29 protein-coding genes and 1 tRNA gene are annotated in these 23064 nt (G+C 61.9%); 14 read left to right on the plus strand and 16 right to left on the minus strand.

Going from position 1 to position 23064, the window contains the following annotated elements:
- Positions 1–15: 15 nt before the first annotated feature.
- Both WBQ96_RS09860 and WBQ96_RS09865 read right to left on the minus strand, forming a co-directional pair.
- Positions 16–177 (minus strand): hypothetical protein, encoded by a 162-nt coding sequence (locus WBQ96_RS09860; RefSeq protein ID WP_165118082.1) that lies wholly within the window; start codon positions 175–177, stop codon positions 16–18.
- 1 nt (position 178) lies between these two features.
- Positions 179–313, minus strand: a complete 135-nt coding sequence (locus WBQ96_RS09865; RefSeq protein WP_281353975.1) for a hypothetical protein — start codon at positions 311–313, stop codon at positions 179–181.
- 422 nt (positions 314–735) lie between these two features.
- Here WBQ96_RS09865 and WBQ96_RS09870 point away from each other — a divergent pair, with 422 nt between their 5' ends.
- Positions 736–2028 (plus strand): NCS2 family permease, encoded by a 1293-nt coding sequence (locus tag WBQ96_RS09870; protein ID WP_165118084.1) that lies wholly within the window; start codon positions 736–738, stop codon positions 2026–2028.
- A 51-nt stretch (positions 2029–2079) separates the two neighbouring features.
- Here the strand turns inward: WBQ96_RS09870 and WBQ96_RS09875 are convergent, their stop codons facing one another.
- The 5 genes from WBQ96_RS09875 to coxB form a co-directional block, all read right to left on the minus strand.
- Positions 2080–2475: a cytochrome C oxidase subunit IV family protein gene (locus WBQ96_RS09875; protein WP_336550237.1), complete on the minus strand. Its 396-nt coding sequence runs from the start codon at positions 2473–2475 to the stop codon at positions 2080–2082.
- A 9-nt stretch (positions 2476–2484) separates the two neighbouring features.
- Positions 2485–3207: a heme-copper oxidase subunit III family protein gene (locus WBQ96_RS09880; protein ID WP_336550235.1), complete on the minus strand. Its 723-nt coding sequence runs from the start codon at positions 3205–3207 to the stop codon at positions 2485–2487.
- Between the two features lie 4 nt (positions 3208–3211).
- On the minus strand, positions 3212–3922 hold the full coding sequence (locus WBQ96_RS09885; protein ID WP_165118090.1) for a cytochrome c oxidase subunit 3: 711 nt from the start codon (positions 3920–3922) through the stop codon (positions 3212–3214).
- Complete coding sequence (gene ctaD, locus WBQ96_RS09890; protein WP_336550231.1) at positions 3919–5694, minus strand: cytochrome c oxidase subunit I; 1776 nt, start codon at positions 5692–5694, stop codon at positions 3919–3921. Before ctaD ends, WBQ96_RS09885 begins: the two co-directional genes overlap by 4 nt.
- 82 nt (positions 5695–5776) lie before the next feature.
- Complete coding sequence (gene coxB, locus WBQ96_RS09895; protein WP_336550229.1) at positions 5777–6604, minus strand: cytochrome c oxidase subunit II; 828 nt, start codon at positions 6602–6604, stop codon at positions 5777–5779.
- 516 nt (positions 6605–7120) lie between these two features.
- Here coxB and WBQ96_RS09900 point away from each other — a divergent pair.
- Both WBQ96_RS09900 and WBQ96_RS09905 read left to right on the plus strand, forming a co-directional pair.
- Positions 7121–7624, plus strand: coding sequence for a hypothetical protein (locus WBQ96_RS09900; protein ID WP_336550227.1), 504 nt, complete (start codon positions 7121–7123; stop codon positions 7622–7624).
- A gap of 24 nt (positions 7625–7648) precedes the next feature.
- Positions 7649–8815 (plus strand): hypothetical protein, encoded by a 1167-nt coding sequence (locus tag WBQ96_RS09905; protein ID WP_336550225.1) that lies wholly within the window; start codon positions 7649–7651, stop codon positions 8813–8815.
- A 73-nt stretch (positions 8816–8888) separates the two neighbouring features.
- Here the strand turns inward: WBQ96_RS09905 and WBQ96_RS09910 are convergent, their stop codons facing one another.
- On the minus strand, positions 8889–9191 hold the full coding sequence (locus WBQ96_RS09910; protein WP_337035894.1) for a hypothetical protein: 303 nt from the start codon (positions 9189–9191) through the stop codon (positions 8889–8891).
- Between WBQ96_RS09910 and WBQ96_RS09915 the strand changes: the two genes are divergently transcribed.
- Both WBQ96_RS09915 and WBQ96_RS09920 read left to right on the plus strand, forming a co-directional pair.
- Entirely contained in the window at positions 9082–10110 is a 1029-nt protein-coding gene (locus tag WBQ96_RS09915; protein ID WP_442920820.1) for a purine-nucleoside phosphorylase, read from the plus strand. The genes WBQ96_RS09910 and WBQ96_RS09915 overlap by 110 nt on opposite strands.
- 113 nt (positions 10111–10223) lie before the next feature.
- Complete coding sequence (locus WBQ96_RS09920) at positions 10224–10709, plus strand: DUF6998 domain-containing protein (protein ID WP_336550223.1); 486 nt, start codon at positions 10224–10226, stop codon at positions 10707–10709.
- Between the two features lie 65 nt (positions 10710–10774).
- Here the strand turns inward: WBQ96_RS09920 and WBQ96_RS09925 are convergent.
- Positions 10775–10850, minus strand: a tRNA-Ala gene (locus tag WBQ96_RS09925).
- Positions 10851–10999: 149 nt separating this feature from the next.
- On the opposite strand from WBQ96_RS09925, the gene WBQ96_RS09930 reads away from it, so the two are divergent.
- The 3 genes from WBQ96_RS09930 to WBQ96_RS09940 are packed head-to-tail and all read left to right on the plus strand — an operon-like array spanning position 11000 to position 12270.
- Positions 11000–11293 carry a YggT family protein gene (locus tag WBQ96_RS09930; RefSeq protein WP_165118100.1) on the plus strand — a complete coding sequence of 98 codons (294 nt, stop codon included), beginning with the start codon at positions 11000–11002 and terminating at the stop codon, positions 11291–11293.
- 6 nt (positions 11294–11299) lie between these two features.
- Positions 11300–11626 (plus strand): DUF167 family protein, encoded by a 327-nt coding sequence (locus tag WBQ96_RS09935; protein ID WP_336550222.1) that lies wholly within the window; start codon positions 11300–11302, stop codon positions 11624–11626.
- A gap of 32 nt (positions 11627–11658) precedes the next feature.
- Entirely contained in the window at positions 11659–12270 is a 612-nt protein-coding gene (locus WBQ96_RS09940; RefSeq protein ID WP_336550220.1) for a hypothetical protein, read from the plus strand.
- Between the two features lie 90 nt (positions 12271–12360).
- On the opposite strand, the gene ppa is transcribed toward WBQ96_RS09940, so the two are convergent.
- From ppa to WBQ96_RS09965, 5 genes are all read right to left on the minus strand, one after another.
- Entirely contained in the window at positions 12361–12897 is a 537-nt protein-coding gene (gene ppa / locus WBQ96_RS09945) for an inorganic diphosphatase (RefSeq protein ID WP_336550219.1), read from the minus strand.
- A 100-nt stretch (positions 12898–12997) separates the two neighbouring features.
- Positions 12998–13504, minus strand: a complete 507-nt coding sequence (locus WBQ96_RS09950) for a GNAT family N-acetyltransferase (protein WP_336550218.1) — start codon at positions 13502–13504, stop codon at positions 12998–13000.
- Positions 13505–13593: 89 nt separating this feature from the next.
- The gene (locus WBQ96_RS09955) at positions 13594–14238 is read right to left on the minus strand and encodes a TPM domain-containing protein (protein WP_336550216.1); all 645 of its coding nucleotides are present in this window, start codon (positions 14236–14238) and stop codon (positions 13594–13596) included.
- Entirely contained in the window at positions 14239–15075 is an 837-nt protein-coding gene (locus WBQ96_RS09960) for a TPM domain-containing protein (RefSeq protein ID WP_336550303.1), read from the minus strand.
- Positions 15076–15175: 100 nt separating this feature from the next.
- Positions 15176–15799, minus strand: coding sequence for a LemA family protein (locus WBQ96_RS09965; protein ID WP_336550214.1), 624 nt, complete (start codon positions 15797–15799; stop codon positions 15176–15178).
- Between the two features lie 165 nt (positions 15800–15964).
- Here WBQ96_RS09965 and WBQ96_RS09970 point away from each other — a divergent pair, with 165 nt between their 5' ends.
- Genes WBQ96_RS09970 through WBQ96_RS09990 form a run of 5 tightly spaced genes read left to right on the plus strand, consistent with a single transcriptional unit; the run spans position 15965 to position 19032 of the window.
- Positions 15965–16219 carry a hypothetical protein gene (locus WBQ96_RS09970; RefSeq protein ID WP_165118112.1) on the plus strand — a complete coding sequence of 85 codons (255 nt, stop codon included), beginning with the start codon at positions 15965–15967 and terminating at the stop codon, positions 16217–16219.
- A 4-nt stretch (positions 16220–16223) separates the two neighbouring features.
- The gene (pdxY, locus tag WBQ96_RS09975; protein ID WP_336550211.1) at positions 16224–17108 is read left to right on the plus strand and encodes a pyridoxal kinase PdxY; all 885 of its coding nucleotides are present in this window, start codon (positions 16224–16226) and stop codon (positions 17106–17108) included.
- Positions 17105–17881 carry a DUF429 domain-containing protein gene (locus WBQ96_RS09980; protein ID WP_336550209.1) on the plus strand — a complete coding sequence of 259 codons (777 nt, stop codon included), beginning with the start codon at positions 17105–17107 and terminating at the stop codon, positions 17879–17881. The genes pdxY and WBQ96_RS09980 overlap by 4 nt, the downstream gene beginning before the upstream one ends.
- A 50-nt stretch (positions 17882–17931) precedes the next feature.
- Positions 17932–18576, plus strand: coding sequence for a carbonic anhydrase (locus WBQ96_RS09985; protein WP_336550207.1), 645 nt, complete (start codon positions 17932–17934; stop codon positions 18574–18576).
- Positions 18577–18618: 42 nt separating this feature from the next.
- Positions 18619–19032 (plus strand): nuclear transport factor 2 family protein, encoded by a 414-nt coding sequence (locus WBQ96_RS09990; protein WP_336550205.1) that lies wholly within the window; start codon positions 18619–18621, stop codon positions 19030–19032.
- 3 nt (positions 19033–19035) lie between these two features.
- On the opposite strand, the gene WBQ96_RS09995 is transcribed toward WBQ96_RS09990, so the two are convergent.
- Positions 19036–20268: a multidrug effflux MFS transporter gene (locus WBQ96_RS09995; RefSeq protein WP_336550204.1), complete on the minus strand. Its 1233-nt coding sequence runs from the start codon at positions 20266–20268 to the stop codon at positions 19036–19038.
- Complete coding sequence (locus WBQ96_RS10000) at positions 20265–20741, minus strand: MarR family winged helix-turn-helix transcriptional regulator (protein WP_336550203.1); 477 nt, start codon at positions 20739–20741, stop codon at positions 20265–20267. The genes WBQ96_RS09995 and WBQ96_RS10000 overlap by 4 nt, the downstream gene beginning before the upstream one ends.
- Before the next feature lie 148 nt (positions 20742–20889).
- On the opposite strand from WBQ96_RS10000, the gene WBQ96_RS10005 reads away from it, so the two are divergent.
- Positions 20890–22947, plus strand: a complete 2058-nt coding sequence (locus tag WBQ96_RS10005; protein WP_336550201.1) for a M3 family metallopeptidase — start codon at positions 20890–20892, stop codon at positions 22945–22947.
- Positions 22948–23064 lie beyond the last annotated feature (117 nt).

Consider the following 23064-nt stretch of genomic DNA (forward strand, 5'->3'; position numbering starts at 1 on the left):
ATTCCTGTTGGCAGGTCAGGTCGTCTTGTCATCGAGCATGATGAAGACGCTGGCGATCGCCGCCCCTGCGGCCAACCCAGTGGCAAAACCGGATTCCGGCTTGCCGATCATCATGCCGATGACCGTTCCGACGAGCGCGCAGATCGCCAGACACAGAGCGAACTGAAGCGGTTTCAAACTAGGAACCCCAGCTTGAATCCGGCATCAGCGGAGGGCCTGGTGGCCGAAGCCGCTGGAAGGGTGCGGTTGGCCGATTTTCCTCGATGATGCGATGAACGGCGTAGCCGGCGAGCAGCAGGAAAAGAATTCTCATCGCTTGGCGCCTCTTTTCAGTGGCGAGAAATCGGCGGGCTCGGCAGGCCAATCTCGCATCCAGTTCGGTACGGCAAAGGTAAGCAGCACGTTGAAAAACTTGTACATGGCGGGCTTCCGGCTTTATTCATGTCAATAAGACTCAAGCCCGCAATGAGTTCCCTTTGCCTGCGCTTTCACGCGAATTGTCCCTCGGGTTTCCAGGTCTTCATTCAACAAATTTCATAAACAGCTTCGCTTCAGACGGGGATATTCGGGCCTTGTGCCGGCAAACCAACAGGCAGAAGGTGCCGTCGTTTTGCGCAGGCACGGCATGTGCCTTGCGCCTGATCGACAGGGACCAGCGAAAGTCGAGGAGCGAGAAGGCGCCTGTTGCGCCTTTGAAACTCTCGCTGGCCCGATCAAAATTCCTGGGAGGGAAGCGTGCTGGAAAGACTGTTCAACCTGAAGGAAAACGGGACTTCGGTCCGGACCGAAGTGATCGCAGGCATCACGACGTTCCTGACGATGTCCTACATCATCTTCGTCAATCCCGAGATCCTGTCGTCGACGGGCATGGATCGCAACGCCGTTTTCGTGGCGACCTGTCTTGCGGCAGCACTTGGCACGCTGGTCATGGCGTTTGTCGCCAAATGGCCGATCGGCATGGCGCCGGGCATGGGGCTCAACGCCTTCTTCGCCTTCACCGTCGTCGGCGCCATGGGCTTTTCCTGGCAGCAGGCGCTGGGCGCGGTGTTCATCTCCGGCGTCATCTTCCTGCTCCTGACCGTTAGCGGGATACGAAGCTGGCTGATTGCCGGCATTCCGCAATCGATGCGTAGCGCCATCGCTGCCGGTATCGGCCTGTTCCTGGCGATCATCGCGCTGAAGAACTCCGGCATCGTGGCGGCCAGCGACGCGACTTTCGTGACGCTTGGCGACATCACCAAGACCGGGCCGCTGCTTGCCATTCTCGGCTTCTTCATCATCGCGGCGCTGGACGCCCTGAAAGTGCGCGGCGCGATCCTGATCGGCATTCTGGTCGTCACCGTGCTGTCGATGCTGCTTGGCGTCAGCCAGTTCAACGGCGTGGTTTCCGCGCCGCCCAGCCTGCTGCCGACCTTCCTGCAACTAGACATCATGGGCGCGCTGCATACCGGCCTGGTACATGTCATCCTGGTCTTCGTGCTGGTCGAAGTCTTCGACGCTACTGGCACGCTGATCGGCGTTGCCAAGCGCGCCGGCCTGATCGAGCCGGGAAAGCCGAACCGGCTTGGCCGGGCGCTTCTGGCCGACAGCACGGCCATCGTCGCCGGCTCGCTGCTCGGTACGTCGAGCACCACGGCCTATGTCGAAAGCGCCTCCGGCGTGCAGGCAGGCGGGCGCACCGGCTTGACGGCGCTGGTTATTGCACTGCTGTTCCTGGCAGCGCTGTTCTTCTCGCCGCTGGCCGGCTCGGTGCCTGCCTATGCGACGGCGCCCGCACTTCTCTACGTCGCCTGTCTGATGATGCGCGAGCTGGTCGAGATCAAGTGGGAAGACGTGACGGAAGCAGCACCGGCGGCCCTTACCGCGCTGATGATGCCCTTTACCTATTCGATCGCCAACGGTCTGGCCTTCGGCTTCATCAGCTACGCCGTGCTGAAGACGCTGTCCGGCCGCCCGGGCGAGGTGCACCCGGCAACCTGGATCGTCGCGGCACTGTTCGTGATCCGTTTTGCTTTCTTCGCCGGGTGATCTGATAAGCGCTTGCGGCCTCGCCTATGGCGGGGCCGCCGTCTCGACGATCTACGGGCTGTTTCCGAAATAGACCAAGCGGGTGAAAAGCGTGTAGTCGGCTTCGAACACCATCATCAGCGTGAACACCAGCACCAGCACCGGCGGCAATATGATCGCGTAGGCGAGAGCCAGGCGCTCCCAGGCCATGTGCATGAAGACGGCGACGATGAGGCCGGCCTTCAGCATCATGAAGATCAGGATCAGCGTCCATCTGAGATAGCCGTGGACGCCGAAATAATCGACCATGTAGGAGCAGGCGCTGAGGATGAACAGCCAGGCCCAGACCACTAGATAGAGCTTGATCGGGTGTTCCTGATGCGCGTCGGCCGGCACTGCCGTTGCGTCATGCGTGTGTACGGCGTGCAGCCCGTGCTGTCCTTGGCCGTGTGCGGTTGCTTCAGCCATGTCTCGTCCTCACCAGAGATAGAAAAATGCGAAGATGAACACCCAGACCAGATCGACGAAGTGCCAGTAGAGCCCCATGATCTCGACGCTCTCGTAGTTGCCCTTGCGGCTGGTGAAAAAGCCCTTTCGGGCGGTGTCGTAGTCGCCGCGCCAGACCTTTCGCGCCGTTATGATCAGGAAGATCACGCCGATGGTGACGTGGGTGCCGTGGAAGCCGGTGATCATGAAGAAGGTCGAGCCGAATTGCGCAGCCCCCCACGGGTTGCCCCAGGGACGGACGCCTTCGGTGATCAGCTTGGTCCATTCGAATGCCTGCATGCCGACGAAGGTAGCGCCAAGGGCTGCGGTCAGGAGCATGAGGATCGCCGTCTTGCGGCGGTCGTGGCGGTAGCCGAAATTCACCGCCATCGCCATGGTGCCGCTGGATGAGATCAGCACGAAAGTCATGATCGCGATCAGGATCAGCGGAACCTCGGTGCCGCCGATGTTCAGCGCGAACACTTCGCTCGGGTTCGGCCACGGCACCCGCGTGGACATGCGCGCGGTCATGTAGGAGAGCAGGAAGCAGCCGAAGATGAAGGTGTCGGAGAGCAGGAAGATCCACATCATGGCCTTCCCCCAGGAGACGTTCTTGAACGCCCGCTGATCGGAAGCCCAGTCGGCCGCGATGCCCTGCCAGCCTTCCGGCCGCTGCCTTGTCGTGTCGATGTGCGTCACTGTTGTTTCTGCCATGGCCCTAGCTCAGCAATTGGCGGCAAATGTCGATGAAGTTGGCGGCCCATCCCGCGAGAAGCACGAAGATAGCGAGCCAGACGAACAGCAGGAAGTGCCAGTACATGGCGCACAGCTCGACGCTCAGGCTCAGGCGCTGCCGGTCGTTCGGCGCGTCGCTCCATGCCTTGGCGGTCGTGCGACCCAATCCGAACAGGCCACCCAGGATATGCAAACCATGCATGCCGGTGATCAGGTAGAAAAAACTGTTGGCCGGGTTGCTCGACAAATAGTAGCCGTCGGCGACGAGATCGCGCCACGCCTGAAACTGGCCAATCAGGAAGGCAAATGCCGTCAGGCCGCCCGTGATGAGGCCTAGCCGAACCATCCTTATGTCCTTGCGGCGGGCGGCTATCAACGCGCATTGCAGCGCCACGCTGCTCAGCACCAGCATGCCGGTGTTCAGCCACAGCAGCTTCGGCACCGGCATGGGCCGCCAGTCGGACAGTCCCATGCGCATGAAATAGGCGCTGGTGAACAGCGAAAACAATGCGCCGACGACAGCGAGGAAAACGCCGAGGCCGAGCTTTGCCGCCGGCATCGAGCCGGATTCCGTGCCGGGAAATGCGCTGACCGAACCCTCTTCAAGCCATGGCTTGGACATCAGCCGCTGATGCGACAGCCACCAGCCGGAGATGCCGACGATAACGGCCAGGAAGACCAGGATGACGCTCATGCCGGCTCCCTTGAGGGGCCGAATGAACCCGGCTCGTTCTGCGGAATGAAGTCCTGCGGTGCCCCTGGCACACTGTAATCATAGGCCCAGCGATAGACCACCGGCAGTTCCTTGCCGAAATTGCCATGGGTCGGCGGGGTATGAGCCGTCTGCCATTCGAGCGTGGTGGCCCGCCATGGGTTGCCGCCGGCCTCCTTGCCGTTGCGGACACTCCAGATCAGGTTGAACAGGAACACCAGCTGCGCGAAGCCGACGATGAAGGCCATGATGCTGATGAAGGCATTCAGCTGGTGCGCCGATTCGCCAATCAGCCCCATGTCGCTCAGCTCGTTGTAGCGGCGCGGGACGCCCATCAGGCCGAGATAGTGCATGGGGAAGAAGATCAGGTATGCGCCGACGAAGGTGACCCAGAAATGGAACATGCCCATGGCGTGGTTGAGCATGCGGCCGGTGACCTTCGGGTACCAGTGATAGATCGCGCCGAAGATCACCATGATTGGCGCCACGCCCATGACCATGTGGAAATGGGCAACCACGAACATGGTGTCCGACAGAGGCACGTCGACCACGACATTGCCCAGGAACAGGCCGGTCAGCCCGCCATTGACGAAGGTGACGATGAAGCCCAGCGCAAACAGCATCGGGATGGTCAGGTGGATATCGCCGCGCCACAGCGTCAGCACCCAGTTGTAGACCTTGATGGCCGTGGGGATGGCGATGATCAGCGTGGTGGTGGCGAAGAAGAAGCCGAAATAGGGGTGCATGCCCGAGACATACATATGGTGCGCCCAGACCACGAAGCTCAGCGCGCCGATGCCGACGATGGCCCAGACCATCATGCGGTAGCCAAAAATGTTCTTGCGGGCATGGGTGCTGATCAGGTCGGAGACGATGCCGAAGGCCGGTAGCGCGACGATGTAGACTTCGGGGTGGCCGAAGAACCAGAACAAATGCTGGAACAGGATCGGGCTGCCGCCTGAGTGCTGCAGCTGCTCGCCCATCTCGACGATTGCCGGCATGAAGAAGCTGGTGCCGAGAACACGGTCGAGCAGCATCATGACGCAAGCGACGAATAGCGCCGGGAAGGCCAGCAGCGCCATCACGGTGGCGGTGAAGATGCCCCAGACGGTCAGCGGCATGCGCATCAGCGTCATGCCGCGCGTGCGGCCCTGCAGGACGGTCACGACATAGTTGAGGCCGCCCATGGTGAAGCCGATGATGAACAGGATGAGCGAGGAAAGCATCACGATAATGCCCCAGTCCTCGCCGCCGGGCGTGCCGGCCATGACGGCCTGTGGCGGATAGAGCGTCCAGCCGGCGCCGGTCGGGCCGCCGGGGGCGAAGAAGCCCGCGACCAGCAGCAGGACGGCGAGCAGGTAGATCCAGTAGCTCAGCATGTTGACATAGGGGAAGACCATGTCGCGCGCGCCGACCATCAGCGGGATCAGGTAGTTGCCGAAACCGCCGAGAAAAAGTGCGGTGAGCAAATAGATCACCATGATCATGCCGTGCATGGTGATGAACTGGTAGTAGGCTTCGGGGGTGATGAAGTCGAAGGTGCCGGGAAAGCCGAGCTGGAGCCGCATCAGCCAGGACAGCACGAGCGCGACGAGGCCGATCGCCAGCGCCGTGCACGAATACTGAATGGCAATGACCTTGGCGTCCTGCGAGAAGACGTATTTCGTCCACCAGCTGTGCGGATGATAGAGTTCCATCTCCGCGACTTCGGCCGGCGGTATTGGACCGACCGAGCCAGGCGTGACATCGACCATAGGAACACCTCCTTGTTCCTGTTCGGCGGCATCCGGTTGTTCGAATGCCGTCGTCACCCAATCCGCCTAGAAGCCTCCCCGATCAGTGGCTGGCGGGTTCCACTGAACTCGTCTGTTGCGGCGGCGTCAGCTGCGCGAACGTCTGCTGCTGGCCGAGCCATGCCGTATAATCTTCCTCGGTGTCGACCATGACGACGCCGCGCATGAAGGGATGCCCCTGGCCGCAAAGCTCGGCGCAGAGCACTTCGAAGCTTCCGGTGCGGGTCGGCGTGAACCAGAAATAGGTGACCGAGCCGGGGATCATGTCCATCTTGGCGCGGAACTCCGGCACGTAGAAATCGTGCAGCACGTCGATCGAGCGCAAAAGCATCTTCACCGGCTTGCCGATCGGCAGATGCAGGTCGGCGGCCTGCACGATCACGTCGTCCTGGCCGTTGGGATCGTCGGTCTTCAGCCCAAGTGGATTATCGGACGTAACAAGGCTCGTCTCGGCGAGGCCGAGCTTGCCGTCCTTGCCGGGCAGCCGGAAACTCCATTGCCATTGCTGGCCGAGCACTTCCACCTCGGTCGCGTCTGCCGGAACGGTGACGAAGCGGTGCCAGACGAACAGGCCGGGCACCAGCATTGCGGCGACGCCGAAGCCGGTGATGACGGTGAGCCACCATTCGAGCCGCTTGTTCTCGGGCTCGTAATGCGCCTTCTGCCCTTCCTTGTGGCGGAAGCGCCAGACGCAATAGGCCATGAACAGGACGACGGCGGCAAAGACCACGCCGGTGATCCAGAAGGTGATGATGATGGTGTTGTCGATATAGTTCCAGTTTGAAGCGATGGGCGTCCACCACCATGGGCTCACGAGGTGAAACACCACCGAACCTACGACAACAAGAACGAGTACAAGCACTACGGCCATGCCTCAGTCCTCCCGGTGCCTCGATGAGTGCAATAGGACTCAGAAGCACCGAGGTCATCATAACTTGATTTCTGGTTGTAATTCTAGGGTGTGCTGAAATTCACGCCATGACGGCCTGCAAATGGCGTTTTTCTGCGCTTTCCCAGGGCCCGCTGCGCGTCCTGCTGACTGTCATGGGGATGTGATCCGGGGCGGTTAACGTCTGTTTCCGATACAACCGCCGGCTATGGATATGTTGTGTTGCAATTTGTGCGATTGTCGGGCCGGACGGTTTTTGGTATGCGCTTTGTAGGACTCCAGGACTGCCCCCGCCTGGTGACACAGCCATTGGCAGAACAAGACCTATCTTGTTCCGGAGGAGGCAGAACATGTCGATCAATCTTCAGAAGCACGCGAGATCGCTGGCAGCTTGGCTGAGCCAGGCCGACATCGGCTGATGTCGGGACGGGCATGCCTGCCGGCCTTTCCGGCCCAGGGAAACTATCGTTTCGTGGCGAGGATTCGGAGACAATTTTCATGCTGAAATTTTCGTTGGGCTGTTTCGCCGGCCTTGCGGCATCTCTTCTCGTCGGAACCGCGGCATGGGCCGACGATGCAGCCCCGCGCCTGACGATCGAGGCCCGGCTCTTCGGCAGCACGACGGGGCAATTGTCCGAGAATGTCCTGGGGCCGGACGGTCCCGAACTCGGCAATGTCGTGATGGGGGAGAACGCTTCCACGTCGACATTCGTCACGGTTCACATCACCGCCGAGCCGCCCCTGCCGGCTGGCGCCAAGGTAAGGCTTCTCGCCGTCGAGCTCGCGAGCGAAGGGCAGACGGAAACGTCGCCATCAGGCGGTGCCTTGCTGGACAGCGCCGTCGATGTTCCACCCACGGCGGCGGGCAACAAGGACACCTATGTGGGCTTCTGGCTGGCCGATACCGGCTGCACGCCCATCGCACTCAAAGCGGAATTGGTGGCCCAGGAAGCTCCAACGGCTTCTGCCGACGCCACGCTGGATTTCACCTGTCACGAATAATTCGACCGATCGAGGAGGTTCAAAATGCAGGCAATTGCTGGGTCCGTCGGCGACGGCGGCACGAATACCGGTTCTGATGTAGCACTCATTCAGGTCATGCTGATGAAGGTCCAGCAGCCGGCCGGGAGAGGGCCATACCTGACCTCCTATGATGGCGCCTGCGGGGCCGGCACCATTGCTGCGATCCGGCAGTTCAAGATCGACCAGAATGTCGAGCCGCAGACGCCGGCAGCGGCAGTCAGAGGCGTGATCCAGCCCAATGATGCGGCGTGGCGGCGTCTGGCGGACGCGGTGCCTCAGGCATTCCAGGGCTTGAGGGTGCTGCCGTCGGGCAGGACCGTCTATCTGGAAGCGAGTGCCCAGCAGCGGGACGCCAAGATAACGAATGCCGCGACCTACACTTTCGCACCGGCGTTTCGCGTGAAGGTCAACAGGCTGATCAACCGCATGCACGCCGTCCACGGCATCGCGATCGGCGTCTGCCCGCAAGGCGGTCGTCGCAGCTTCCAGGAGCAGTATGAACTGTTCACCAGCGGCCGCGGTGTGACAAATGCGGGTCCGGGCGAAAGCAATCATAATTTCGGCATGGCCGCCGACATCGGTTTTGCCGGCCTGCGCTGGCTGCGCAGCGATGGCACCGTGGTGGAAAACGAAGGCCACTGGCTCGGCCAGATGCACCGCGTGTCGGCCGAACAGGAGCTGAAATTCTGGGATGCTTTGCGTACGGTCGGGACCAGCAATGAGGTCGGCGCCTATCGCGGCCCGGCCGGCGATCGGCCACATCTCCAGAACTGGAGCGATGCCGGTGTGTCGATGGCCCGCAGCCTTGCCGCCCACCTGACCCGCTCCGGCACCATGCATTGGGAGCGCGCCGGCCGCGTCTATCAAAGCGATCTCGGTTTAGGTGGTGCTCTCTATGCAGTCGGCACGGCAGCGCAGATATGGGCGGGCAATGCGACCATCGACGCAACAACACTGACGCGTGCGCGCGCCGCTGCCCGGCCTCGCGCTGCGGCACTGCCGGTGGCCGCGAGGCAGATGGCAGGGGCTCCGGTTCGCCCTGGCGCGGCACCTGCCGTCGCCGGACAGCCCGCTCAGGCGACCGCCGCGGATGTTGCCGCGATGCGCAGGGCTTTGCGGGCAGAATTCGAGCGGGCCGACCGCAACTGGAGCGCCTGGTTGCCTTCATAAAGTCCGACCCGTGTCGAGGGAGCTTGGAGTGATCTAACTCCCTCGAACCGCGACCAGTCCGAACGGCTGAATTTTAGCGAGCGCGATTTTCGATTGTGATTCTAGCGGCCAGGGCCTTTTCCCGGCCTTCTGCATCGCTCTTTAATTGACCCGGCAATCCACAGACAATCGGAGCGCGGCTCAGTGTTTTCTTGCCCGGAAAAATAATTTCTCCCATGGTTGCCGTGCTGAACGCAGCGCTTCTCCATCGCACCAAGGAATCTCGCATAATGCTGAAAATGTTACCCGCCGCCTCATCGCTCGCTGCCGTTGCCGCGCTTTTAAGCGCGACGCCGCAGGCCCAGGCGGAGACGATGACGCCAAAGGTTCTGGTCATCACCATGTTCGGCGGCGAAACGAAGCCCTGGCTGGAAGGCGAGAAGCTCGACCGGAAAATAGCGGTCCCGGGGTTGTCCAAGGAGTATCCCGAGGTGGCCTGCGACGAGAAAGGCCTTTGCGTGATGACCACGGCCATGGGCTACGCCAACGCCGCCAGCTCGGTGTCGGCGCTGGTCTATAGCAACCTTTTCGATCTCAAGCAGACCTATATCCTGATCGCCGGCATCGCTGGCGTCGACCCGGAAGAAGGCACGCTGGGCTCGGCCCACTGGGCACGCTACGCCATCGACGGCGGGCTTCGCCACGACATCGACCCGCGCCAGATCGCGGCGGATTGGCCGAGCGGCATCGTCGCGCTGGGCGCGAGCAAGCCGGGCGAAAAGCCGAAATGGGCCGCCGGCACCGAGGTCTATCAGCTCGATGAGGCATTGCTGCAGAAAGCTTTCGCACTGAGCAAGGACGTTGAGTTGGCCGACAACGACGATGCGAAAGCCTACAGGGCGTCCTACCCATCAGCGCCCGGCAACGCGGCTCCGGCTGTCAGCATTTGCGACACTGTGTCGATCGACACCTATTGGCACGGTTCGAAGATAGCCGAAGGAATGGGCGCGTGGTCCACCATGATGACGGATGGCAAGGCAAACTATTGCACGACGCAGATGGAGGACAATGCCTCGCTCACCGCCTTGCGCCGTGCCGCCGATGCCGGGCTTTTGAACTTCGATCGCATAGCCCTGCTACGAACCGCTTCCAATTTCGACCGCGAAGCGCCCAACCAGACCGCCGCACAATCATTGTCAGCCAAGTCCGGCGGCTTCGGTCCTGCCACGGCCAATGCCTATCGTGTCGGCGCCAAGGTCGCCCATTCGATCATCGAAGATTGGGATGGCTGGGAAAAGGGCGTGCCGAACCAGTAGGCGAACGTCGCAGGCTTATCGTCGGCGCTCCTCGTCAAGGGGAGCGCCTTACTCGCGCATGGTACGCAAGAGTTCTTGCAGGACGGTGGTCAAATCATCTCTTTGGAGGAGACATGTCGATCTATAGCTTGCCGGTCGAAGTGCGACCCTTGATCCACGCCCGCAACGATTTGAGAAGGCGCTACGGACAAACTGGGCTGCGGTTCACGCTCGATGGGAACTTGGTCGGCGACCTTGGAGAAGCGATTGCAGCAGAGTTATTCGATCTGGCCATCGTCGAGAGGCGTGGTTTAAAGGGGGTGGATGCGCGAACTAAGGATGGCCGTACCGTCCAAATCAAAGCGACAGGACGAGGCGACAGCTTCGTCTTCACGCATTCGGACGAGCGGGCTGACTGGCTGATTGCCCTCTGGCTGCGATACGAGCAGGAGCAGGTGGAGGTGGTCTACAATGGGCCTTATGGTCCCGCTATCGAGCATCTAACCGAGCCGTGGACCGGCCAGCAACCGGTTCGTCTGCGACGGCTCCGAGCTCTTGATGCCCACGTGGATCAGGTGCTCCGACTGAAGGCCACGCAAACACCGGTGGCGGCAGTTTAGAGGATATTGGAAGATGTAGGGGCAACGCGTGGGGACGAATTTACATCTCCTTAGTATTTGCCCGTTGGTGGAGCTGAGGAGGATCGAACTCCTGACCTCGTCATTGCGAACGACGCGCTCTCCCAGCTGAGCTACAGCCCCGTCCAACGGCTGGCGATATTTATGGTTTCGCAGCCCGCCATGTCAAGCAAGCACATCGGCGGGCGGATAGCCGGGCTGCGACGTAGAGCGCCGGGCCTTGCCGCACCGGCGTGCAGTCGTTACATGTCGGAACTTCAATGGAGAACGGCATGCTCGCCCTCATTCAGACCCTGGTCCTGGCGCTGGACATCTACTGGTGGATCCTCATCGGTTCGGCCATCTTCTCATGGCTCTATGCGTTCAACGTGGTCAATTCCCGCAACCAGTTCGTCGGGGCGATCGGAAGCTTTCTGTTCAAGGCTACCGAGCCGGTGCTGGCGCCCATACGCCGCATCCTGCCGGACCTCGGCGGCATCGATATCTCGCCGATCATCGTCCTTCTGCTCATCTTTTTCCTGCGGCAGTTCATTCTGACCACCATCGCGCCGATCCTGCTCTCGTAGGATTTCATGGCCGGCTTCTTCCGGGCGCATGAGCATGGCGTGGATGTCTTTGTCCGGCTGACGCCGCGCTCTTCCCGGGATGCCATCGAGGGCGTTGCGGCGGGCGCGGATGAACGGTCGTATCTCAATGCCCGCGTGCGCGCCGTGCCGGAAAAGGGTGCCGCCAATGCAGCGCTTGAAAAGCTTCTCGGCCCGGTCCTCGGCGTAGCGCGGGGCGACGTCTCGGTCGTTGCCGGCGGCACCTCGCGGCTGAAAATGGTTCGTGTGATGGGCGATCCGGCACTGCTTGTGCGCAGGCTGGAGGAACTGGCGGGACAGGGCGGTTCGGGTTAGCATCGCGCGTGCTGCAACCGGAGGATTTCGCCTTGAAACCATTGCTTCTCGGCCTGATGCTTGCTGGCTTCTGCCAATCGGCCTTTGCCGACGAGATTTCGAGTGCCTATACCGATCTCGACATCGGCAAGGACTGCGCGACGGTGGCCGTGGCTGCCGAAGGCGATGGCCAATGGGCCAATTTCGTCTGTCCCGGTTACCGCGGCTTCCCGGTGCTCCTCTATGACGACGATGCACGCCAATCCGCTTTCTACGGTTTCCCGCCGCCCGGCGACATGGCGCCGGTGTGGGAAAGTTTCGCCGCCTTCAATTCGGTCGGCCCGAAAATCGAATGGCGTGTCGAGACCAAGGGTGACACGGCGATCCCCTTTGCCGCGATCCATCGACGCCTCGTCAGCGATCCGGAAGACCCGGAAAAGAAAATCGAGGTGCTTGTGGTGTCGCGGGTGGCGCAGTTGACCGACGGCAAGAGCTGCGCCGTCGGGCTGGTGGTTGCGAGCGGCAATCCGACCGCGAACGACATGGCGCGAAGGATTGCCGACGAGCAGGCACGCGACTTCGCCTGCGGTGCTGACGAGCGGGTTCAGGTCAGCGGCGAGGTGCCGCTGCCCGAATTCACCCGGCAGGAGGAACCGGAACAGTAACTGCGTCCGCCACCGTCGATCAGGCGCACCACGAAAAAGCCCGCCCCGATAGAATCGGCGCGGGCTGGTTTCAAGCGATGTCGACTAGGCTTAGGCCTTCGACGCCTTGCCGCGCTCGACGGCTTCGGAGATCATCTGCTTGGCGCGGGCGGAATCGTGCCAGCCGCCGATCTTGACCCACTTGCCGGGCTCCAGATCCTTGTAGTGCTCGAAGAAGTGCTGGACCTGCTGCAGCGTGATCTCGGGCAGCTGGTTGTATTCGAATACGTTTTCGTAGCGCCGCGTCAGTTTCGGCATCGGCACCGCGATGATCTTCTCGTCTTCGCCGGCATTGTCTTCCATCACCAGCACGCCGATAGGGCGCACATTGATGACGCAGCCCGGAAACAGAGCGCGCGTGTTGCAGACCAGAACGTCGATCGGATCGCCGTCGCCCGACAGAGTGTGCGGGACGAAGCCGTAATTGCCGGGATAGCGCATCGGCGTGTGCAGGAAGCGGTCGACGAACAGCGTGCCGGATTCCTTGTCCATCTCGTATTTGATCGGCTCGCCGCCGACCGGAACCTCGATGATGACGTTGACGTCTTCAGGTGGGTTGTTGCCCGTGGAAATCGCTTCGATGCGCATGGTGGGAAAATCTCCGTTTCGGCGCACCGAATAGCGGGCCGGCGCGCTGCGCGCAACTGCGCCAAACATCTCTTTGTGTGACAGAATCTTTCGGACCCGGTCAGTCCCAGACGAAGGCGACCTTGCGCAATGCCTTCTGGTCGAAAACTTCAACGCCCTCGGCGACATCGCGGCCGCCGGCGCCGGCATAGAAAGCCACCGCGTTGGCGTTGTCTTCCAGCGCCCAGACCACCATGCCCTTCAGGCCATGGTCTGCGAGTTTTTCACGGGCCGCGGCAAACAGCCGGCTGCCCAGGCCGACGCCCTGATATTCGGGGCGCAGATAGAGTTCGTAGATCTCGCCCTGCTGCGGCAGGTCGCGGGCGCGGTTGCGTCCGACCGTCGCATAGCCGGCAACCTTGCCGCCGATCTCGACCACCAGAACGGTCGCGGCGCGGCGAATCGCATTGCCCCACCACGCGCTGCCGCGGCGGTTGATCATCGCGTTCAGGGCCCGGTGCGGGATGATGCCGGCATAGGCGCCGTTCCACGCGGCATGATGGACATCGGCGATGTCATCTGCGTCGTGCGGTTCGGCCTTCCGAATGTCTATGCTCAGCGTCTTCATGGTTCGTTAACCATAGCCGCTGATCTGTGGTCATGGCAAGCAAGCGATGATCGCCGATGGCCCGCTTTTCACAAGCTCCTGACAGATTTTCAGATCTCGACCAGGTGGTCGTCGAGTTCGTTGACGTCGTCGGTGCTGATCGGGAAATGGGTGGCCAGCATGCCGCCCACCGTTGCGATTGCCCGCACGAAACCATCGGGCAGCCTGTCCTGCCTGGCATGCTCCGTGAGTTCGCGGATGACGTCGTCCCATGCTTCCTGCGGCACATGCTGGTTGATGCCGGCGTCGGCGACGACCGCGGCATAGCGCTCGGCCAGCGAAACGAAGATCAGAACGCCGGTCCGTTCTGTGGTCAGATGGACATTGCGGGCAAGGAATTGCTTTGAGGCATTGTCATGGGCGCGACGGTAGCGGAGGCCGCGCGGCACCAGCAGAATCCGCGCCGACGGCACCAGCCACAGCAGGATCAGCGCGCTTGCGGCTGCAAGCAATTGGGCCGCGACGAAAACCGGCGCGCGAACGCTGACCCACCAATATTCGAGCCCGAACGCAACGGCGAGGCTGAGGACCAGGATGGTGGCGAGGATCATGAAGCCGGCCGGAAAGAAATAGCTGTCGCTGGAGCGTGCGACGACGCAGTAGATTTCGCCGGCCGTATCCTTTTCGGCGGCGCGAATCGCTTCGGCGATGCGGGCGTGGTCTTCGGGGCTCATGGTTTGTACCGGCGTCCGCATCTACCAGCTCCCCGACGATCCGCCGCCGCCGGACGAGCCGCCGCCACCGGAAAAACCGCCGCCGCCCGACGACCAGCCGCCGCCACCGCCACCGGATGACCAGCCTCCTCCGCCCGAAGTCCAGCCGCCGCGCGACGACCTGCCCGAACCGGTGCCATAGTTGAAATCCATGCCGAGCCATCTGTAGCGGCCGGGTCCGATCTTGGTGCCGAGCATCGGCGGCAGGATGTTTATGGCAAAGCCGCCGAAGAACAACGTTCCCCAGATCAGCAGGAAAATCACCAGCGCGATGTCGACCGGCTCGGAATCATCGCTCTGGTTGCGCTTGGCGCGGGCTTCGAGTTCGGCAGCGTTGCCTTCGAGAACCATGGTGATGTCGTCGACAGCGCCAGAAATACCGCCGGAAAAATCTCCGGCGCGGAAGGCCGGAACCATGGTGTTTTCGATGATGAGTTTCGAGTGCAGGTCGGTCAGCGTGCCTTCAAGTCCATAGCCGACTTCGATGCGCATCTTGCGGTCGGCCTGGGCGACGAGCAGCAGCACGCCGTTGTTTTCGCCGGCCTGGCCCAGCCCCCAGGCGCGGAACAGCCGGTTGGCGTAGGGCTCGATCTCCTCGCCGTTGAGGCTGGGAATGGTGGCAACGACGATCTGGTCGGACGACTTCTGCTCGAAGGCGGCAAGCTTCTGTTCAAGGGCGACGCGCTCAGCCGGGCTCATCATGCCGGCGCTGTCGACAACGCGGCCCGTCAGGGCCGGCAGCTCGGCGGCCTGGGTAACGGCACAGAAAGCCAGAAGCGCAAAGAGCAGGCCGACAAGGAAATGCGCCTGCCGGCCCATGCGAGCCGGAAGAGCGCGTTGCCATTTGGCGCCGGCGTCAATCATCGCTGCCTCGGATCAAACGAATACACAGTCCTGGCTGCCTCGGCCGCTCTTGGCCTCAGTTGAACTTGACCGCCGGCACTTCGATCTTGTCGTCCGGCACGGTGAAGTTCTGGAAGGGCTGGTTGTTGGTGAACCACAGCTTGGCCCAGATGAGGGACGGGAAGGTCTTCAGCGTCGTGTTGTAGACACGCACGGCCTCGATGTAGTCGCGGCGGGCAACCGCGATGCGGTTCTCGGTGCCTTCAAGCTGTGCCTGCAAAGCGAGGAAGTTCTGGTTGGCCTTCAGGTCGGGATAGTTTTCGACCACGGCAAGCAGCCGCGACAGGGCGCTGGTCAGGCCGGATTGGCTGTCCTGGAAGGCCTTGAATTTTGCCGGATCGTTCAGCGCTTCGGGCGGCAGCGTCATTTGCGTTGCCTTGGCGCGCGCCTCGACGACGCCTTCGAGCACGTCCTTTTCATGAGAGGCATAGCCCTTCACAGTCTCGACGAGATTCGGGATCAGGTCGGCACGGCGCTGGTACTGGTTCAGCACCTCGCTCCAGGCCGCCTTGGCCTTTTCCTCATTCGTGGGGATGGTGTTGTAGCCGCAGCCGGCCAGAAACGGCAATGCGATCGCCATCAACAGGAATGCGGGAAGCATGCGGATGGTTGGAAATGGCATAAGGCGCTGGGCGAACATGGAATATCCCCTGGATCATGATCGGACGCGCAAGAAGTATCACAATCACCGCATAAGGAAACGGGTTGTGAACCCAGGTGCTTAACAACCGTGATGTCAGGCGGCTTCCGGACTGTGATTGGACATGCGAACGCGGTAGACTCTGCGGGAACAAGGATTTGGAACGTGGCAGACCGGGACAAGGACAGTAGCGCCGAATCACGGCGCATTCTCGATCGTATTGCGCGCGAGGCCGACAGCAGCGGTTCGTCGCTGGTTTCGCGTACGGTCAAACGCGCCCGCGATCACGTCTCGGCTGCAGACGTCGATGAAAAGGATTGGGTCGACCATCTCGGCACGCGCATCGGCCGTGTGCTCGGGTTGGTGATCTGCGTCGGGCTTCTGGCCTGGCTGGTAATGTTTCTGGTGCGGGGCGCTTGATTTCATGAATTCCGAAACTGCCGACGCGCCGCGCGCCGTCATCGTCATTTCCAGCCATGTCGTGCGCGGTTCGGTGGGAAACCGCGCCGCCGTCTTCGCGCTGGAAACGCTTGGCTATCCCGTATGGGCGGTGCCGACCGTGATACTGCCCTGGCATCCCGGCCATGGCCGCGCGACAAGGATCGTGCCGGAGCCGGAACAGTTTTCCGCGCTGATGAGGGACCTGGAACGCGCGCCGTGGCTGGGCGAAGTCACCGGCGTGCTGTCAGGTTATCTCGGCAATGCAGAGCAGGCGAAGGCTGTAGCCTCGCTGGTCGAGGCGGTGCGCGCCAAAAACCCGCAAGCGACCTATATTTGCGACCCGGTGATGGGCGATCTCGGCGGGCTTTACGTGCCTGAGGCGCTGGCGATCGCCTTGCGCGACGTGCTGCTGCCGATCGCTGATATCGCGACGCCCAACCGCTACGAGCTGGAATGGCTGACCGGCACCAAGCTGGAAGACATCAAATCAGTGACGGCTGCAGCCCAGCAGGTCGGTCCCGAGATGATGCTGGTGACCTCGGCACCGGCGATGATGGCCGGCAGCACCGGCAATCTGCTGCTGACGCCCAATGCTGCGCTGCTGGCAGAGCATCGCATTATCGAGCGGCCGCCCAACGGTCTCGGCGATCTCACCGCTGCCGTTTTCCTGGCGCGGCTGCTTGGCGGCCAGCCGGTGGAAAAGGCGCTGCAATCGACCACGGCTGCAGTGTTCGAAATCCTGGCGCGGACGGCCAAGCGCGGCGGCGACGAGCTGCAGCTTGAGACAGACGCACAGAGCCTGTCGCACCCCATGGCGATGGTGCAGCTTCGCCATCTGATGCATCCCGGCAGGGGCCGCCGGGCTTGAGCAACTCGCCTGCAGCCCGGACGGTTGTCGGCGCCGATGGCTGCAAGGCCGGCTGGGTAGCCGTTTCGCTTCGCGCCAGTGGTGAGCCCGAGGCTGCTGTCTTCAAGGCATTCACGGATTTGCTTGAGGCGTTTCCTGCTGACGCTGCAATTGCGGTCGATATGCCGATCGGCCTGCCGGCCTTTTCCGCCAGAGGTGGACGTGGGCCGGAGACGCTGGTGCGGCCGCTGCTCGGCCAACGGCAGTCGAGCGTATTTTCCATCCCGTCGCGGGCTGCCCTCTATGCCGACACCGCCGATTTCACCACGCTTGAAGCCTGGTACGGGGCGCACGCCCGGGCAAGCGCTGTGGCGCGGGAAACATCCGATCCGCCGCGCGGCGTTTCCATCCAGGCCTTCGGTATTTTCTCCAAGATACGAGAGCTGGACGGGTTGCTGATCGCGCGGCCCGCGTTACGAAGCAGAATTGTCGAGTCTCATCCCGAGGTGGCGTTCTGGCAATTGAACGGGCGGCAGGCGATGGCGTTGCCCAAGAAGATCAAGGGTCGCGTCAATCCCGCAGGCATGGAAGAGCGCAAGACGCTTCTGGTTCGCCACGACCTGCCACGCGCCTTTCTCGATCGAGTACCGCCGCGCGGCGCTGCCGAGGACGATTTTCTCGATGCGGCCGCAGTGATGCTGGTTGCCGAACGCTTTGCGCGCGGCGAAGCCATCTCCTTTCCTGATCCGCCCGGTCACGACGACCACGGCATCCTTGTGGCCATTTGGGTATGACGCGATGATTCACGTTGATCGCATCCCGCGTTATCGCTAATGCGTCTGGCATGACGCATCTTCCCGAAAAGCTGCTCGCCGGTTACCGCAATTTCATGAGCGGTCGCTTCCAGACGGAGACCAGCCGTTATCGCGATCTTGCCCGCGACGGCCAGACGCCCGAAACGCTCGTCATTGCCTGTTGCGACTCGCGCTCGGCGCCTGAAATCATCTTCGATGCCGGTCCGGGCGAACTGTTCGTGCTGCGCAACGTCGCCAATCTGGTGCCACCCTATGCGCCTGACGGCGAATATCATTCTACCTCTGCAGCGCTGGAATTCGCGGTGCAGGCGCTGAAGGTCAAGAACATCGTGGTCATGGGCCACGGCCGTTGCGGCGGCATCAAGGCGGCACTCGATTCCGATGCGCTGCCGCTTTCGCCGGGCGATTTCATCGGACGGTGGATGAGCCTGCTGGCGCCCGCCGCGGAGTCCGTTTCGAGCAATACGATGATGACGGCGGCCGAGCGGCAAACTTCGCTGGAACGGATATCGATCCGCTATTCGATTGCCAATCTCCGGACCTTCCCATGCGTGAAAATCCTCGAGGGCAAGGGAAGGCTCACGCTGCATGGCGCCTGGTTCGACATTTCCACCGGCGAACTCTGGGTGATGAACAGCGAAACCGGCGATTTCGAGCGGCCGGAAGCCGAGTGAGATCCTTCCACCTCTCATCAGGGCGATAGAGCGGAGGACAGGATGACAGGCAAGCATCTGACGGCAACGTTTCTGGCCACGGTCCTGCTTTTTCCCGGCCTTCCCGTATTCGCCGATGAGGCGGTGGTGGAGCGTTGGTACGCGGCGCTTGTCGCTGTTGACGAGGATGCGCTTTCCAGCCTGCTTGCCGAAGATACCGAGATGCAACTGCTCGACCTTGGTGTGGTACAGTCCAAGCCCGAATTCCTCGCTTCGCTGGACGAATGGCGGGAGGCTGCCCACGGCCTCGTGGTCCGCCACAGGGTCGAAGGCACCAAGGGCGGCGTGACGACGGTTCTCGCCTGCTACGATTTCCCGGCCAATCACGTGCTCATGCGTGAGACATTCGCGATTTCAGGTGAGCGCATTGCGAAAAATGTCCAGATGCGTCTTGCCGAGAATTGCGAAGCCTACTGAGACTTAGTGGCGGTGCTTGGCGAGAAGCGCGGGCTCCGGCAGACGCTGCCAGAAAGTCCATGACAGGATTGCTGTAAGGCCCATCACGGGAACGATCGTGGCCATGGCAATTGCCGGGTCGCCGATCAATGCGGCACAGGCGCCACCGAGCAGGCCGAAACCCATCTGCAGGAAGCCCATCATGGCGGAGGCGGCACCCGCATTCTGCGGGAAGGGCGCCATGGCGGCAGTGCTCATCGCCGGCGTGACGAAGGCGATACCGAAGGCATAGAGGCCAACCGGCCCCATGACATCCATGAAGGACGGTTCCATAAGGCGCAGGATCAACGCGGTCGCCAGGCTGGCAACGCCGACGAAGACAAGGCCGATCGGCACCATGCGGAACGCGCCGAAGCGGCCAAGAAAAGCACGCAGCACGAGCGATCCGAAGAGATAGCTCAGTGACTGGATCAACATGCCGACACCGAACTCCGTCGGCGTGAGGCCGACACGTTCCATCATGATGAAGGGCAGCATCGTCGCCTGAGCATAGAGCGCGCCTGAGGTTCCCGCGATGGTGAGGCTCGACAGCATGAAATACTGGTTCTTGAAAAGCGAGCCGTAAGAGCGAACGATCTGGACAGGGCGAAGCCGCGATGTGTCTCGCATCACCGTTTCGCGCATGGCGAATATTGTGACGAGCACGATGACGATGCCCATCGCGACCATCAGCAGAAAGATCGCGTGCCAGCCGAAGAACTCCATCGTGAAGCCGCCGAGCGTCGGTGCGAAGGCGGGTCCGATGGCCAGGATGATGCCAATGAGATTCATGATGCGCGCCGAGCGCTCATGGGTGAAAAGATCGCGCACCAAGGCGCGCGACACCGCAACGCCGACTGCCGCTCCGATGCCTTGCAGGAAGCGCGCGGCGATCAGCAGTTCGATGGTCGGGGACAGAAGCGCGAAAATGCTGCCGGCGAGATAGATTGCCATGAAGGCAATGGTAACCGGGCGGCGACCGAAAGCGTCAGACAGCGGACCGCAAACCAGTTGAGCGAATGCGAAGCCACCGAAATAGAGCGACATCGTCATCTTGACCGCCGCTTCCGTGGTACCAAAAGCATTGACGATCTCTGGCATGGCAGGAGTGAACAGAGCCATCGAAACCGGGCCTATGGCGACCATCAGCGCGCCGATCAGCGCGGTGCGACGCTCGCTCATCACCGGAGCAGACGCGAGGGGAGGCTGCATGTTCATGCCGCGTCGCTCTCTTCGCCGGACACTTCGGATTTGATAGCCTGAAGATTGGCACGCGTGGTCTTCAGCATATCGATCAGGCGCTTCCAGTCGTCCGGGTCGATGCCGAGCGAAACGTCGGCGCGAATACCGGCACTTATCGGTGCAATCCGGGAAAGTATCTCGTCGGTCTTTTCCGTGAGGTGGACGAGCTTGGCGCGGCGATCGGTCGGATCGGGGCGCCTTTCGACCAGGCCGCGCGCCTCCAGGCGATCGAGTGCACCGCTCAAGGTCATGGCCTCGACGCCCATGCGCTCGGCCAGCACGTTCTGGCGAACGGCGCCGGCACGGGCCGCATGCGTCAGCGTGCGCGCCTCGCTGGCGGTGAGGCCGAGACCTGCCAGACCGATGCGCCGGTCCATTTCGGAGCGGATCAGTCTCGCCACGTCGGTGACGAGGAAGCCGAAGCTGTCGGGATCGGGTCTGTAGGGCATGAATATGCTAAGCTCACCTTATTATAAGTTTGTCTTATTAAGTGGCCGAGGGCACGTCAAGAGTTGCGCGAAAAGATGGTCCGCCCTACATCGGTCGGGTTCGCCATATTCATCGACGCGATCTCTTTGAACTTATGAAAGGGCAGCCATGTCTTCCGAAGCCGCCGCCATCGATCTTGAGAACAGTGCCCTCACGCTTTGGAACGGGCCGCTCGGCCTGCCGGACTTCTCTCGTATCGGCGATGGCGATTTCGGACCCGTTTTCGATGCGGCGCTGAAAGTTCATGCGGCAGAAATCGATGTGATCGCAAACAGCGAGGACCGGCCGACGGTCGACAATACGTTGAAGGCGCTGGAACTTGCCGGCGATGCGCTCGACCGCGTCTCCTCGATCTTCTGGTGCCGGGCCGGCGCTCACACCAATGACGACATCCAGGCGCTGGAACGCGATATCTCGCCGAAGATGGCGCGGCATTTCTCGGCGATCTCGATGAACGAGAAGCTGTTTGCGCGCATCGACGATCTCTATGAGCGCCGTGCATCTCTCAACCTGGACCCCGAGACGCTGCGGGTGCTGGAGCGCAGCTGGAAAGGCTTTGTCCGCGCCGGCGCCAAGCTCTATGCCGATGGCAAGAAGCGGCTTGCTTCGATCAATGAAGAGCTAGCCTCGCTCGGTGCGAAATTCGGCCAGAACGTGCTGGCCGACGAGCGCGACTGGGTGCTGTTCCTTGACGAGGGCGATCTCGCCGGCCTGCCCGAATTCGTGAAAAGCGCCATGGCACAGGCGGCCGAATCGCGCGGCCAGAAAGGGCGCTATGCGGTTACGCTGTCGCGCTCGATCTACGAGCCCTTCACGACATTCTCGCAGCGCCGCGACCTGCGCGAAAAGGCGTTCCGTGCCTTCACCATGCGCGGCCAGAACGGCGGCGCGACCGACAATGGCGCGGTGGTGAAGAGGACGCTGGAGCTGCGCGCCGAAAAGGCGAAGCTCGTCGGCTATGAAAGCTTTGCGGCGCTGAAGCTCGATGACACGATGGCAAAGACGCCGGCCGCAGTCATGTCGCTGCTGGAGCCGGTTTGGGACAAGGCTCGCGAAAAGGCTGCCGCAGACGAGATCGATCTGCAGCGCCTCGCCGCTGCCGAGGGCAGCAACGAGAAGCTGGCAGCCTGGGATTGGCGCCACTATCAGGAGAAGCTGCGCGCCGAGAAATATGCCTTCGACGAAGCCGAGCTGAAGCCATATCTGCAGCTTGAGCGTGTCATCGAGGCCTGTTTCGATGTGGCCACACGCCTGTTCGGCGTCACTTTCGTTGAACGGCAGGGCATCCCGGCCTGGCATCCGGATGCGCGTGTCTTCGAAGTGCGCAACGCCAATGGCAGTTTCCGTGGCCTGTTCCTGGCCGACTACTTCGCCCGCCCGTCGAAGCGCTCGGGCGCGTGGATGAGCGCGCTGCAATCGGGCTACAAGCTCGGCAAGGGCTCGACACCGATCATCTACAACATCATGAACTTCGCCAAGCCGGCGGAAGGCGAACCCGCCCTTCTGTCGCTCGACGAGGCAAAGACGCTGTTCCACGAATTCGGCCACGCCCTGCATGGCATGCTGACGGACGTGACATGGCCGTCGGTCGCGGGAACCTCGGTTTCGCGCGATTTCGTCGAACTGCCGTCGCAGCTTTATGAGCACTGGCTGACCGTGCCGGAGGTTCTGGAAAAACACGCGCTGCACTACAAGACCGGCAAGCCGATGCCGAAGGCGCTGCTCGACAAGATGCTGGCGGCACGGACCTTCGGGGCCGGCTTCAACACCGTCGAGTTCACATCTTCGGCGCTCGTCGACATGGCTTATCACGCGCGGCCCGATGCGCCGGAAAATCCGCTCGCCTTCGAGGCCGAGACGCTGAAAAAGCTGCATATGCCTGATGCGATCGTCATGCGTCACCGCACGCCGCATTTCCAGCACGTGTTTTCCGGTGAGGGCTATTCGGCCGGCTATTATTCCTACATGTGGTCGGAAGTGCTCGATGCCGACGCCTTCGCCGCATTCGAGGAAACCGGCAATGCCTTCGACCCGGCCATGGCCGAGCGGCTGCGCAAATACATCTACGCCGCCGGCGGTTCGGCCGATCCTGAAGAGCTCTACACGGCCTTCCGCGGCAAGATGCCGACGCCCGACGCGATGATGGAGAAGCGTGGGCTGATCTGAGCAGCACTTTCGACGGCGGACAATCGCTGAACCGTCATCGAAAATTCATCAAACCGCAATCGCCCTGCAACATGCAGGGGCGATGGCTGTCTCCCGAATGTTCACGCCATCCAGGAG

It is taken from the genome of Mesorhizobium sp. CCNWLY176, assembly GCF_037153935.1.
Lineage (GTDB): Bacteria > Pseudomonadota > Alphaproteobacteria > Rhizobiales > Rhizobiaceae > Mesorhizobium_M > Mesorhizobium_M zhangyense.